The organism is Helicobacter sp. 23-1046 (genome assembly GCF_053654635.1).
Genome location: NZ_JBSIUS010000004.1, coordinates 19107 through 32607, shown reverse-complemented (window position 1 = coordinate 32607; position 13501 = coordinate 19107). Strand labels below are relative to the sequence as shown.

Here is a 13501-nt window from a genome sequence, read left to right as displayed (position 1 = left end):
TTAAATATCAAGGTGTTTGACATCTTTGGCGTGATTTTGAATGTAATTTCGGCGTGGCTCGACCTCATCACCCATAAAGAGCGTAAAGATTTCATCAGCGCGTTCATCATTGTCTGCTTCGAGTTTCACGCGCAATAAAGTGCGGTTGGCAGGCGTCATTGTCGTCTCCCAAAGCTGCTCTGGATTCATTTCACCCAAGCCTTTATATCGTTGTATGTAGGCGTCTTTTTTGGCACTTTGCTCAATTTCTTCAAGCAATTCAATAGGTGTCTTGCTTTTGATAAAATCAAGGTTGCGCTCAGCGATTTTTTGATAGATAAATTGTGCTTCTTTAAAGAAACTATCGTTGTAAAGGCTTTCGTTGATACTAAGCTCCACAAGTCCCACTTTTGTTTGGATATAAAGCTCTAGTCCCCGCTCGCTTATGTTTTTGTTTAAAATATTGCATTCGCGTTTGGCTAAAAATTTTTGTATTTCACCAAAAAGTTTGTCATAATCGGTGCTAATGTGCTTTGGATTCTCAATTAGGTGCTGGATAACCTCAATCATTGGATAATGTTTTTCAAGTTCTTTTAAAATAGTGCGATAGTGCGCGATGATTTTTAACACTTCGAGTAATTCCGCATTCCCAATGCCCTCGAAAACAAAATCTCCAATGCCATTTTCAATCAAATATTCACTCAACGCTTTATCATCTTTGAGATAAATCTCTTTCTTGCCTTTTTTGAAGCGATAGAGCGGAGGTTGGGCGATATAAATATGCCCATTTTCTACCAAAGGCTTTAAATAACGATAAAAAAATGTCATTAAAAGCGTCTGTATGTGGCTACCATCGACATCGGCATCAGTCATAATGATGATTTTGTGATAGCGCAATTTTTCGATATTAAATTCCTCGCCAATCCCACACCCAAAGGCGGTAATCATATTTTTAATCTCTTCGCTTTTAAGAATCTTATCAAGGCGAGATTTTTCCACATTTAGGATTTTCCCGCGCAAAGGCAAAATAGCTTGATACCCTCTATCGCGCCCTTGTTTTGCACTACCACCAGCAGAATCTCCCTCTACTAAATATATTTCAGATTCTGTTGGGTCTTTGCTTTGACAATCAGCGAGCTTGCCCGGCAATGTGCCAACAGAAAAATTTTCTTTTTTGCGCGTAATATCACGGGCTTTTTTTGCTGCTTCTCTCCCACGCGCCGCCATAATCGCTTTTTGCATAATCGCTCTTGCGTCATTTGGATTCTCTTCAAAGAACTTTGCGATTTTTTCATAAGTGAGCTTTTGGACGATTGGTTTTACAAAAGAGCTTCCTAATTTGCCTTTTGTCTGTCCGACAAATTGGGGCTCAATGACTTTGGTTGAGACAATAGCGACTAACCCCTCACGCACATCATCGCCAACCACCTTAGAATCTTTTTCTCTTGCGTTTGCATTTGATTCTATATAATTCATAATCGCACGACTTAAGCCCGCTCTAAATCCCGCTTCGTGTGTGCCTCCATCTGGCGTGCGAATATTATTCACAAAGCTAAGTAATTTTTCATCATAACCATCATTATATGCAAGAGCGACTTGCACTTCGACATCTTGTTCGCTTGTCTCAAAACTTATAATTTGTGAGACTAAGGGTTTGTGGTTTAAATCCTGCACAAACTGCAATAATCCGCCATCAAAGTGATACACTTCTTCAAAGCTCATTCTTTCATCTTTAAAAGTGATGGTTACATTTTTATTTAAATACGCGAGTTCTTTAAATCGTTTTGCAAGGATTTCTTTATCAAATTCTACTACTTCCATAATCTCAGAATCTGGGAAAAATTCAATAGTTGTGCCGTGCTCTTTTGTCTCTCCGATGACTTCTAGCTCACTTTGTGGAATCCCTTTAGCAAATTCTTGGCGATAAATGCTTCCATTTTTTTTGATTGTCATTATGAGCTTTGAAGACAAAGCATTCACCACTGATACGCCCACGCCGTGAAGCCCACCAGAGACTTTGTAAGAATCTTGGTCAAATTTCCCACCTGCGTGCAAAACCGTAAGCACCACAGTGGCAGCTGGGATATTTTCTGTGGGGTGAATATCCACAGGAATCCCGCGCCCATTATCCTCTATAATCGCACTTCCTTCATTAGTAAGTGTAATTGATATATGCGTGCAATATCCTGCCATTGTTTCATCAATGGAGTTATCTACTACTTCATACACCATATGATGCAATCCGCCTACATTGGTATCTCCAATATACATTCCCGGACGCGTGCGAACTGCTTCTAAGCCTTTTAAAACCTTAATACTACCGCCACTATATTCTTTCATTATGACCTCATTTAGCTAAGAGTTTAAAGCAATTATAAAATCACAGGCATAATAATTGTGCTAAAGTTATCATCACTTAAAACAAATGGTGTGTTTTCTTCTTTTACCCCAAGAGTAAATTCATTTGATTCCACTTGAGAGAGGAAGTCAGTGAGATATTTTGATTCCGCACCAAAAGTAAAGCTCTCAATATCTGTTTGAATTTCAATTTTTGTGCGTGTTTTGCGGTTTTCATCACCGATAGATTCAAACAAAATCTCATTTTTAGTGATAGTGATTTTAATCCTATTAGAAAGCGAGCTTACAATTTTGTTGGATTCCACAAATTTATCTTTTGGCAATTTGATTTGGTGAGAAAACTCTTTTGGGATAATTTTCTCATAATCAGGGAATTTGCCATTGATTACTTTGCTAAAAAAGATATATTGTGGAGATTTGATGATAATATGAGTTTCGTTAAAAAATATTTCTATGGAATCAACGAAGAGCTTTAGTATTTCGTTAATAGCGCGTTTTGGGATAATAACCCCAAGTGTATTAACCCCTTGACTTTCGTGTTTTACGATAGCTAAACGCCTTGTATCTGTGGCTACGAAGTTAAAAGCATATTCTTTTACATCAAGCAAAGCTCCGTTTAATTCAAACTTAGGATTGTTTGTATCCGTAGCAGAGTTGATTTTACGCATTGAGCCAAGAAATTTCTCTGGTTCAATGTTAATTTGTTGATTTTCGTCATATTGTGGCATTAAAGGAAACTCTTGTGCATTGAACATTTCAAGTGTAGTATCTGAAGCCCCTTGTTTAATGATTAAAGAATCATTTTGCACTTCAAGTAAAATATCACCCTCTTTAAGATTTTTGATGAAATTTAAAACATCTTTACCGTTTGCTGTGGCTTTTCCTTCTTCTTCCATACTTACTTCGATTTGTGAGGTAATGGCTATTTCATAATCTGTAGCCTTTAGTGTGAGCTTGTTGTCCGCACACTCAAAGTAGATATGTGAAGTAATTTGTGATAAATCTCTTTTTTCCAAAAAGCTTTGAAAGTTTGACAGAATTATCTCAAATGGAGTTTTTGAAACACTGCATTTCATTGTAGTCCCCTTTAATTTTAGATTTTAGTAGTAGTAGTAGAGCGATTGAAAATGTGAAAATTTGCTAAATCTCACGCATTTTACGCTTTTATCAACGATGAATTATTCACATTGATACATTTATATTTTCACATTTTGCTTTGTAAATAAACAAAGATACCCAAAAGCCCAAAACGCTACATTATATCGTATTTTTTCTCAAACTTCGCTTATATTATAGTTTTTTACTTTGTTTTGGATTTCTTCGATGAGATTTTTGAGGCTTTCATCTTTTTTCATCGTTTCTTTGATACCTTGTAAAGCCTTGCTTATGGAAGTATGGTCTTTCATATTAAGGCTACTAGCGAGTTGGGCGTAAGAATTCAGCGTTAAAGCATTGGCAATATAAATGACAATGCGTCTTGCTTGAGAAATTTTGCGACTTTTTTCTTTAGAAGTGATTTCACTTGGCTTGATGTTAAGTTCTTTTGCCACAATGCTAATAATTTTATCCACGCTAATATTTTCCATACTTTCTTTTAAATATGCCTTTATCACGCTTTTAGTAATGCTAAGTTTGTTTGAGTCTGGATTCAGGTTTGATTGGAAATTTATCCCCTGTATGATTCCCATAATCTGCCTTGTATTGCTAATTTTTGTAGCGATATAGCTAATATTTTCAGAATCAAGCTCAAAGTCATACAGCGCGCATTTGCTTTTGATAATTTCAATTTTTGTATCAAGCTCGGTATTTTCAATTTCTGTCATAATGCTTTGTTCAAAGCGTGATTTTAATCGCTCATCAAGCCCGCGAATCTTATTTGGTGGTTGGTCGCTTGTCATTACAATTTGTTTTTTATTTTCATAAAGCTCATTAAAAGTGTGGAAAAACTCCTCGCTACTCGCTTCTTTTCCACCAAAAAATTGCACATCATCAATAAGCAAATAATCACATTTCCTATAAGTATCACGGAAAGATTCCATTGCTTTTTGACTTTTTATGCGGCGCATAAAGTCATTTAAAAATTTTTCTGAAGTAATGTAGATGACATTTTTTCCCTTTTGCGCAGTGTGATTTCTAATGGCATTAAGCAAATGCGTTTTGCCCACGCCTGTATTGCCATATATAAGGACAATGGGATAAGAGGCTTGATTTTGTGCCACGGTTTGTGAGATTCTAAAGGCGTATTCATTAGATTTGCCGATGACAAAATTATCAAAAGTTTGGTCATAATTAAATGGCTCTAAAGGAGGTTCATCGAGATTCTCATTTTTTTTGGTGTCTAAAGTTTTCACATTGCTTGAAATTTGTTTTATTTTTATTTGGATTTCAGGCTCGATTCCTCGTAGCTTTTGGGCATAAAGTTTCAACTGCTCGACATAATGTACCCGCACCCAATCCGCAATATAGACATTTGGGGCTAAAAAAACCAATAAATCCTCTTTAGAAGCGGATTTCACAAATTCCAATTTTCCCAAAAAAGTATCAAATTCGTATTCACTTATTTCGTTTTTAAGTTGATTTAGTATATCATTTATCTCCATAAAATAATCGCCTTAGAAAATAGATATATTTTTCACATTTCCCCGTGAAAGAAATGTGAAAACTTTAGACTTTTGTTTTTGGCGATTATAAAATATTTTAGCTTAAAGTGGATTGAAAATGACAATTTTAGGGATAGACCCCGGGACGAGAAATTGTGGATATGCAATTATCCAAGCAAATAACGCAGGCATTAAGCTCATAGAAGCGGGATTTATCAAAATCAAACAAAGAATCTTGCAAGAGCAGATTATGGAGTTCATCGAGGGAATCGAGCTCGTGCTCAAATCCCATAGTATTGATGAGGTTGCTATTGAGGATATGTTTTTTGCGTATAATCCAAAAAGCGTGATTAAGCTCGCACAATTTCGCGGGGCACTAAGTTTAAAGATTCTCCAAGATTTGGGCAATTTTGCTGAATACACACCCTTGCAAGTCAAAAAAGCCCTTACAGGAAATGGTAAGGCGGATAAAACGCAAGTCGCCTTTATGGTAAAGCGTATTTTAGGCATTAAAGGCGAGATTAAACCCCTAGATATTACTGATGCTATTGCGGTGGCGATTACACACTCCCAGCGCGTAAAGTTGCGAGAATCTAATGCCAAAAAGCCACAACCACCAAAAAATAACTAAAACAACTACAAGAAAAATTTTAAGATTCTAATGATGAGAGAAGTTTGTGTGAAAGCAAGGCACGAGTTTATCGCGCACCTTGCTTGAGAATTTTAGAGTTTAGAAGCGTTTTCAGCAAGATAGCTTGCCACACCTGCTGCATTTGGTTTCATACCTTTATCGCCTTTATTCCAGCCTGCTGGGCATACTTCGCCGTGTTGCTCGACAAAAAGAAGCGCATCAACAAGTCTCAAAGTTTCATCGACATTGCGTCCAAGTGGTAAATCATTGATTGTCGCGTGGCGAATGACTTTATTTCTATCGATTAAAAATGTCCCGCGCAACGCCACCGCACTATTAAAAAGCACATCATAATCGCGTGAAATCGCCTTTGTGATGTCGCTTACGATTGGGAATGCAACTTCGCCAATCCCGCCTTGATTCACAGGTGTGTTGCGCCACGCGAAATGCACCTCTTTAGAGTCTATGGAGATTCCAATAAGGTTAATCCCACGCTCATTAAATTCTTTTACGCGGTTGTTAAACGCGATAATTTCGCTTGGGCAAACAAAAGTGAAATCTTTGGGCCAGAAAAATAAAATCGCGCCGTTTTTGCCTATGTTGCTATAAAGCTCGAATTTATCATCGAATGTCCCATCAGCCTTTAGTGCCTCTGCTGTAAAGTTTGGTGCTTGTTTTGTAACTAGCATATTTAACTCCTTAAATTAAAAATTTTTTTGATAACAAATTATTATCAAGTGCGTATTGTAAAAAATTTTTGTAACGAAATTTTAAACGAAATAAAATTTTTGTAAAAAATCCTTGCGATTCCTCAATAGATTGTTGAGTGTTTTTGTTTTTAGAATCGAGATTGCTTTTGGCTTTTTGTGGGAAACAAACCCATTAGATTCTTTTCAAGCGCATTTTTAGCGATTCTAACAATTCATTTTTGTATTTGTAAATGTCGCTAAGATTATTTATCGCAAAGCGCGTTTCTTTCGTGCTGTCGTGCTTATCGGGGATTGCCAAATATTTGTCGTTTATGTGTTTGAGGTAAATTCTGCAAATCCACTTATTTTTGTTGTTCTCCAAAAGTGTGGAGAAATACCTTGCCGTTGCCGTCCCTCGTGGCACGATATTTTGCAAGGTTGCCTTTGGATTTTCCATTAAAATCCCACGCACGATATAAAATGCCCCAATCTCATCTTCGCTTAACTCTTTGCTATCGCCCTGTGATTCGGTATTTTCACACATAGATTCGCTAACCTTATCGCTTATTAGTTCGCTACACGCGCGGATTATATGCGCCCGAAATTCTTTTATTTTGGGCGCAGTCTTTTTTGTGCCCTTAAACCGCGAATCCAACACAAAGCCCACAAACTCATCGCTAGGTTTATTTAACTCTTTTGCCAAAAATTCTTTTATATCCGCACACTGCGCATTTTTATCGTTTTTCTCTAACATTGCCCTTGCTTTATTGCGAATCGTAGCAAGATTGCTTGATAATTTTGCTTGACTAAAAAGCTCCAAAATCGCCAATTTTTCGCTAGTTAGGCTAGTTTCCAAAGGCGTAGATTCAAGATTGAGCACCATAAAGGGCGTTGAATCCATCGTCCTTAATTTTTCCGTATTGCTAAAAAATCGATACTCCAAGCCATTTGTCAAAATCGCAAAGCTACAATCGGCGCACAATGCAAAGTAATTTTTTAGTTGATTTATATGCTTATTCAAGTCCTCTTTGTGGTGCTTTATTTCAATCAGCACAAGCGGTTTTTTGTTTCGCAAAATCGCATAATCCACCTTTTTGTCTTTGTTGTCGCCCACATCGTATTCAGGCAAAATTATACGAATATCATCTAATTTGTAGTCCAAAGCCTTTAAAAATGGATTTACAAATCCTGTGCGCGTTTGCGCTTCATTTATGATATTTGCCTTGTCTTTTGCGATTTTCTCCGCAAGTGCTTTTAGGTTTTCTAATAATGTTTGTGGCATATTTAATCCTCCTTATATTTTTTCTTTGTATTTTTCCTCACCATATCCTTCGTGTCCGCAATTTCTACACCTCCAATTTATACCTCTAACACCAACTCTATAACGATATATAGGTTTAGGTGGTCCATTTTTGCGCACACCTCCTCCCTCAGTTACAATAGATTCGCTAATTGTCTTTTGGCTGATATATGAAATACAAAAAGGTTTGCCACAATTTGGACATTTTGAATTAGCTTCGCTAAACGAATAACCCCAACCATATCCAAAATATCCAAGCACCAATCCAAGCACTATGGATAATATGCCTAGTGGGATAATATACCACTCTTTTTGCTCTAGCGTAAAACAATACCAAGCTATACCTGCCCCGATACCCACTAGAACTATTCTCCAAGCCCATCCTACTATTTTTGCCCAAGATTCATCACTATTTGATGGTAAAGCCATTTTTTCCTCCTTATTTTGCTGTTTTGGCTTGTATATATTTTGTTGCAAGTTCTTTGTCAAATTTAATCTGCAATTCAAAATACTCTACCATAACTTCTAAATATTGAAACGAAAGCTTATCTTTTAAAACACCATCTTTGTTAAATAAGTGCATCTCATTTATCAAATATTCTATGTCCTCTGAATATAGCTCTTTCCGCCTTTTTACATCATCTTCGCTATGTTGATTTTTAAGCACATTCCAAAATGCTTCAAATACTTTACATTCTTTTGCTGCAAAAAGCACATATAAGTAAGTTAGCAAAACATATCTATTACTATAAAATATTAAAGATTTGCAGATAATATCATCATTACCGAGAAAGTCAAGATTTTCTTCAAGCCACTCCCAACTATGATATCTTTTATTAACCCGTTCTATCAAAGGTTCTATTTGTTTTTGAAATTCACTACATAGATTTGTAGTTTCTTCAATCCCATAAATAGCTCTTACAATCATAGGCTTCCAAACAAACACCTCTGCAAAAAGACTTAACGCAAAGTTTGTGGGATTTTCCTTTATGCCTTTGTGTATTTGTATGCCTAACTCATTTAGCTTATCTTTATCGCCATTCTCAATAATCTCTAAAATCCTTTGTCGTTCGCTATTTTCAGCCGACTTATCGTTATTGTTCGTGCCAAAAATCTTGTCAAATAAAGCCATTTTGCCTCCTTTTTTATAATTTCACAAGAATCTACTTAAAATTATATCTTTTCAATAATTAAAATATTCTTAATCGCTAATTTTAGATTCTATAATCACACTTTTATAGCAAATCACAAAAAAAGACAAAATTATGACAATTTTAGAGCGAATCAACGCCATCTTAAAGGCAAAAAATATGACAAAGCGTGAGTTAGCAAATCGCATTATCGCACTTGGATACCGCGCTAATAAAACAGGCGAGATTCCTAGTGAATCAAGCATTTACGCCTATCTCAATGGGAGCATTGAGCTAAAGGCGGATTTGCTCCCCTATATCGCAGAATCACTCAATATCTACGAGCAAGAACTCTTTAGTGCAGAGGCAAAAAGCCAAAAAATATTACAAAAACTTTATCGCAATGATATAGAAAAATACGCTGAAATTATTGATTTATTAGAATATGTCTCACCCAAAACTTTAGAGACCCTACAAAGCGTGCTACGCAAAAATAAAACCCAAACAGAAAACTTTAATACAATTTTGGTAAATTATCTCGCGTAAAAAAATGCGGTTGAAATAAATAGAATCTATAAGTCCAACTCTATAAAACAGCCTAGATTCTCATTCTAGTCCCATTTTATGCGGATTTAGGATATTATTTGGGTCAAACGCCCTCTTTATCGCGCCAAAAAGCTCCATTTCCGCCTTGCTAAAAGCTAGGTGCATAAATGGGGCTTTAGATAGCCCGATGCCGTGCTCCCCGCTAAGTGTGCCCTCTAGCTCCACCGCGATTTTGAAAATTTCCTCGATACATTTATGCCCGCGCTCTAGCTCGGCTTCATCTAGGGGCTTGCTTGGGTCGCCCACCATCACATTTGTATGCACATTCCCATCGCCTGTATGCCCAAAGCAGGGAATCTTAAAGCCATATTTCTCACTCACTTGCCCGATTCTCTCTAGGAGTTCGGGTAGGCGCGAGCGAGGCACGGTGATGTCTTCATTGAGCTTTTTTTTGCCATAGATATTGATGCTTTGGCTTACATTGCGCCTAGCAAACCACAAATCTTCCTCCTCTTGCGCGTTTTGCGCGATTTTAAATTCTATACAGCCATTTTCTTTAAATTTAGATTCTAAAAGGGCGATTTGATTTTGGATTTGCACTTCTAAATCCCCATCAACTTGCGTGATTAAAATCGCACCCGCCTCCGTTGGCAAGCCTTTGTGAAATTTCTCCTCCACCGCACGAATGCTTAAATTATCCAAAAACTCCATTGCCACAGGCGTAATCCCGCTTGCCATACTTTTATACACGGCATTCATCGCGCTCTCAATGCTTGGAAACACGCCAAGCGCGGATTGTTTGAATTTGGGCTTGGCGATGAGCTTGAGCGTGATTTCGGTGATGACGGCGAGTGTGCCTTCACTTGCGATGAGGATTCCCGCGACATTATAGCCCGCGACATCTTTTATGGTTTTTTTGCCCGCACGGATTATCTCACCATTTGGTAGCACCGCGCGCAACGCCATTACAAAGTCTTTGGTGATTCCATATTTGGCGGCACGCATTCCGCCTGCGTTTTCGCTGACATTGCCCCCTAGTGTGCTATACTCTTGGCTTGCAGGGTCTGGCGGGTAGAAAAGCCCTAATTTTTCCACTTCGTTTTGGAATATTTTATTTACCACAGCGGGCTGGACGCGGGCGATGAGGTTTTTTTCATCGATTTCTAGGATTTTGTTGAAATGCTTTTCTAAGGCGAGGATTATCCCGCCTTGTGCGGGCAATGCGCCTCCTGTGAATCCACTGCCCGCACCGCGCGGTATTACGGGGATTTTGTGCGCATTAGCGTATTTGAGTATCGCGCTTACATCGCCCTCATCGCGCGGGAATACCACCGCTTCAGGCTCGTATCGCTCACGCGTAGCGTCATAGCAGTAGGCGAGCAAATGTGCTTTGTCATCGTAGCAATTCTCCTCCCCTACGATATTTTTTAGGGCTTTTATATGGGTAGAATCGAGCATTGTTGTAGTCCTTAGATGTCATAATTTAAAAATATATCAAGCGGAAATCGTTTGCCACTCTTGCGTAAATCTAAATACGCATCAATAAGCCTAAATTCATCTTTGCCGTGCAAAGCGCGTCTTTCCTTTGCCTGCTCAATCATTTCTAACTCAAACATCACATAAAACAGCGCGATTTCGGCGTTTTCATCATTATCTGCGAAGTTTTTAATCGTATGATACCACACATCGGGCAAAAGCACGGATTTTGTGGCTTTGGTAAAAGTGAGGTAGTCCGCTTGATTAAAGCCCAATTTTTTAAAAGTTTTTCCTAAAAATTCCACACTAAAAACCTCGCTCTCTCGCACAAAGGCTTGAATAAGAGAATCTTTTAGTTCTTTGATGTGTGAGTTGTGTGGTTCATAGGCGACATCAAGTGATAAAAGTCGCTCCAAGTCCTTTTTATCGCCGTTGGTGAGAATCTGCGTGAGCGCATAGTCGCGCAATTCCTCAGGTTCACCCTTGCTAAGCGTATTAAAGGCGAATTTGACATCATTTTGGATTTTATTTTTGTTGTTTTGAATGCTAAATTTATTGTCCTTAGCCAAATTGTAGGATTTTAATTCGACATTTTTGCCATTCATCACATTTTTGTAATCTTCAAAAAGTTTATCAATCTTTGGCTCAAAGCATTCATTAGAATCCAAGCGAGGCTTAAGATAAAAGCGTGCAAGGATTTTAGAAATTTTAGAAATTTCAGCATTTTTATATACTCGCGATTCTATGGGTTTATTGAGGGCTTGCTCGTTAATTTGAGAAAGCAACTTGCTAAAATCTCTTTGTGTGTGATAGCCTTTCATAAACTCCTTTCCCCACGAAAAACCAAAGAGCACCAAAGTGCAAATGAAAAATAACCCAATAAGTGCCAAAATCCACGCTGCCACAGGCATTGGAGGAAGTTCATAGTTGGTAAATGGCACTCTTGGCGCGTAAATACCCAAATCAAGCAAGTATAAATACGAGCCAAACACCATACAAAATATAAATAAAAAAAGTGTGTAGTATCGAAAATTCATTATTTCTCCTTAAGTGCTAACTTTTTAGTTTTTCACGCTTTTTGGCTAGGTTTTGATTTTCTTCAAAATGCTCCCGACATTCAATGCAATACTTGGCGTGAGGTTTAATTTTAAGTCGTTCAAGGTTGATTTCATCATCACACATTTCACAGATTCCATAACTTTTGTTTTTAAACTTGCTAAGCGCGTGTTGAATGTCTTTGATTTCGCTTTCATACATTTGCATTATGCTTGTGATTTTATCTCCGTGCGTGTGTGCAGCGATGAAATCCCCGTCATCTTTTAGCTGTGAGCCGTGCCACTGCGTGATAACTTCATTTTTTTCTAGTAACCCATCGCACAACTTTTGGAGTCGCTCTTTAAGCAGATTCTCAAAAAATTGATAATTCATAAATCCCCCTTTGTTTGATTATTTGTGATATGGATGATTGGCTATAATGCTTAGTGCGCGATAAATTTGCTCGCACAAAACAATTTTAGCAACCTTATGGCTTAAAGTAAGCGAGCTAAGACTAATGCTTTTAAGCCTTTGTAAAAAGTCCTGCTCAAATCCATACGCCCCCGCGATAAAGAAATTTACTTCTGCATTGTTTTCTAGCATTTTAGCAAAGCCCATAGAATCGAGCTGTTGAGATTGTGGGTGCAAAGCGATATTAAGACTTTGTGGTTTGATAAATCCCTTAAGGGCGTTTGAATAAGATTGCTGTGCTTCTTTTGGCGAGGACTTTTGTGCTTTGGCAATGCTTGGCGTGAAAATATCAACCACATTGAGATTTGCGCCAAATTGCCTTGCTTTGGTTATATGTTCTTGTATCATCGCCACAGAATCTGCCTTGCTAATACAATATAGGTTGCATTTCATAGTTTTTGTTTAAATATCGTGCCAGATGAGAAAGCGTGGATTTAAGGTTTTTACGCTCTACCACCATATCAATAAGCCCGTGCTCTAAAAGAAACTCCGCCGTTTGGAATCCCTCTGGTAAATCTGTCCCAATGGTTTGTTTAATGACTCTAGGTCCTGCAAAGCCGATGATTGCCCCGGGCTCAGCGATAATGACATCACCCAAAAACGCAAAGCTCGCGCTTACTCCACCAAAAGTCGGGTCTAAGAGCACAGAGATAAAGGGAAGTTTTGCTTCGCTTAGTAAGTTTAGTGCAGCAGAAGTTTTTGCCATTTGCATAAGTGAAAAGGTAGATTCTTGCATTCGCGCTCCACCGCTGGTGGAAAATATAATAAGTGCTTGTTTTTTGACAATCGCTCTGTTGATAGCACGCACGATTTTTTCGCCTTCTACTGAGCCAAGAGAACCACCCATAAAGGCAAAATCAAACATCACTATTTGCACGCCAATACCATCAATAAGTGCTTCTCCAGCGATTGCTGAGCTAGGACGCCCTGCTTTTTCCTCACCTTCTTTAATGCGTTGCTTGTAGCTTTTTTTATCTACGAATTCTAGCGGGTCTGTGGGGCGTAAATCTTTGTCAAACTCCATAAAGCTTTCTTTATCGCACAACAACTCAATGCGCTCTAATGCGGAGATTCTGAAGTGATAATTGCATTTTGGGCAGATATGGCATTGAGAGTGGATTTCCTTATAATACATAAGAGCACCACATTGAGAGCATTTAATCCAATGACTTGGCGCATCTTTTGCTTCAGCGCGTGGCTCAGGCTTTTTTGACTTGAAAAAATCACTAAAAGACATTGTTTCCCCTTATTTTGTTTTGGCAAAATAATAGCAAAAATTTGCTTAA

The 13501-nt window shown here is 38.0% G+C and carries 14 protein-coding genes; 2 read left to right on the top strand and 12 right to left on the bottom strand.

What is annotated here, in order from left to right; genetic code table 11:
* From gyrB to dnaA, 3 genes are all read right to left on the bottom strand, one after another.
* Positions 1 to 2319, bottom strand: a complete 2319-nt coding sequence (gene gyrB / locus ACWIUJ_RS08595) for a DNA topoisomerase (ATP-hydrolyzing) subunit B (RefSeq protein WP_454170294.1) — start codon at positions 2317 to 2319, stop codon at positions 1 to 3.
* A gap of 32 nt (positions 2320 to 2351) precedes the next feature.
* A complete protein-coding gene (gene dnaN / locus ACWIUJ_RS08590) occupies positions 2352 to 3413 on the bottom strand; it encodes a DNA polymerase III subunit beta (protein WP_454170292.1) in 1062 nt (353 codons plus the stop codon).
* Positions 3414 to 3611: 198 nt separating this feature from the next.
* Positions 3612 to 4937, bottom strand: a complete 1326-nt coding sequence (gene dnaA, locus ACWIUJ_RS08585; RefSeq protein ID WP_454170290.1) for a chromosomal replication initiator protein DnaA — start codon at positions 4935 to 4937, stop codon at positions 3612 to 3614.
* Between the two features lie 118 nt (positions 4938 to 5055).
* On the opposite strand from dnaA, the gene ruvC reads away from it, so the two are divergent.
* A complete protein-coding gene (gene ruvC / locus ACWIUJ_RS08580; protein WP_454150245.1) occupies positions 5056 to 5568 on the top strand; it encodes a crossover junction endodeoxyribonuclease RuvC in 513 nt (170 codons plus the stop codon).
* 92 nt (positions 5569 to 5660) lie between these two features.
* Here ruvC and ACWIUJ_RS08575 read toward each other — a convergent pair whose 3' ends face one another.
* From ACWIUJ_RS08575 to ACWIUJ_RS08560, 4 genes are all read right to left on the bottom strand, one after another.
* Positions 5661 to 6257 carry a redoxin domain-containing protein gene (locus tag ACWIUJ_RS08575; RefSeq protein ID WP_454150246.1) on the bottom strand — a complete coding sequence of 199 codons (597 nt, stop codon included), beginning with the start codon at positions 6255 to 6257 and terminating at the stop codon, positions 5661 to 5663.
* A 193-nt stretch (positions 6258 to 6450) separates the two neighbouring features.
* Complete coding sequence (locus ACWIUJ_RS08570; protein ID WP_454170288.1) at positions 6451 to 7539, bottom strand: type I restriction endonuclease; 1089 nt, start codon at positions 7537 to 7539, stop codon at positions 6451 to 6453.
* A gap of 12 nt (positions 7540 to 7551) precedes the next feature.
* The gene (locus ACWIUJ_RS08565; RefSeq protein ID WP_454170286.1) at positions 7552 to 7986 is read right to left on the bottom strand and encodes a hypothetical protein; all 435 of its coding nucleotides are present in this window, start codon (positions 7984 to 7986) and stop codon (positions 7552 to 7554) included.
* 10 nt (positions 7987 to 7996) lie between these two features.
* Positions 7997 to 8689, bottom strand: a complete 693-nt coding sequence (locus ACWIUJ_RS08560) for a hypothetical protein (RefSeq protein WP_454170284.1) — start codon at positions 8687 to 8689, stop codon at positions 7997 to 7999.
* 133 nt (positions 8690 to 8822) lie between these two features.
* Here ACWIUJ_RS08560 and ACWIUJ_RS08555 point away from each other — a divergent pair, with 133 nt between their 5' ends.
* The gene (locus ACWIUJ_RS08555) at positions 8823 to 9233 is read left to right on the top strand and encodes a helix-turn-helix domain-containing protein (RefSeq protein WP_454170282.1); all 411 of its coding nucleotides are present in this window, start codon (positions 8823 to 8825) and stop codon (positions 9231 to 9233) included.
* A gap of 60 nt (positions 9234 to 9293) precedes the next feature.
* On the opposite strand, the gene ACWIUJ_RS08550 is transcribed toward ACWIUJ_RS08555, so the two are convergent.
* From ACWIUJ_RS08550 to accD, 5 genes are read right to left on the bottom strand one after another with little or no spacing between them, the layout of a single operon-like run.
* Positions 9294 to 10691 (bottom strand): FAD-linked oxidase C-terminal domain-containing protein, encoded by a 1398-nt coding sequence (locus ACWIUJ_RS08550; protein WP_454170281.1) that lies wholly within the window; start codon positions 10689 to 10691, stop codon positions 9294 to 9296.
* An 11-nt stretch (positions 10692 to 10702) separates the two neighbouring features.
* Entirely contained in the window at positions 10703 to 11746 is a 1044-nt protein-coding gene (locus ACWIUJ_RS08545) for a hypothetical protein (protein WP_454170279.1), read from the bottom strand.
* A 16-nt stretch (positions 11747 to 11762) separates the two neighbouring features.
* The gene (gene dksA, locus ACWIUJ_RS08540; protein WP_454170277.1) at positions 11763 to 12137 is read right to left on the bottom strand and encodes an RNA polymerase-binding protein DksA; all 375 of its coding nucleotides are present in this window, start codon (positions 12135 to 12137) and stop codon (positions 11763 to 11765) included.
* Between the two features lie 18 nt (positions 12138 to 12155).
* Entirely contained in the window at positions 12156 to 12608 is a 453-nt protein-coding gene (gene rlmH, locus ACWIUJ_RS08535) for a 23S rRNA (pseudouridine(1915)-N(3))-methyltransferase RlmH (protein WP_454170275.1), read from the bottom strand.
* Positions 12583 to 13452, bottom strand: coding sequence for an acetyl-CoA carboxylase, carboxyltransferase subunit beta (accD, locus tag ACWIUJ_RS08530; RefSeq protein ID WP_454150262.1), 870 nt, complete (start codon positions 13450 to 13452; stop codon positions 12583 to 12585). The genes rlmH and accD overlap by 26 nt, the downstream gene beginning before the upstream one ends.
* Between the last annotated feature and the right edge of the window lie 49 nt (positions 13453 to 13501).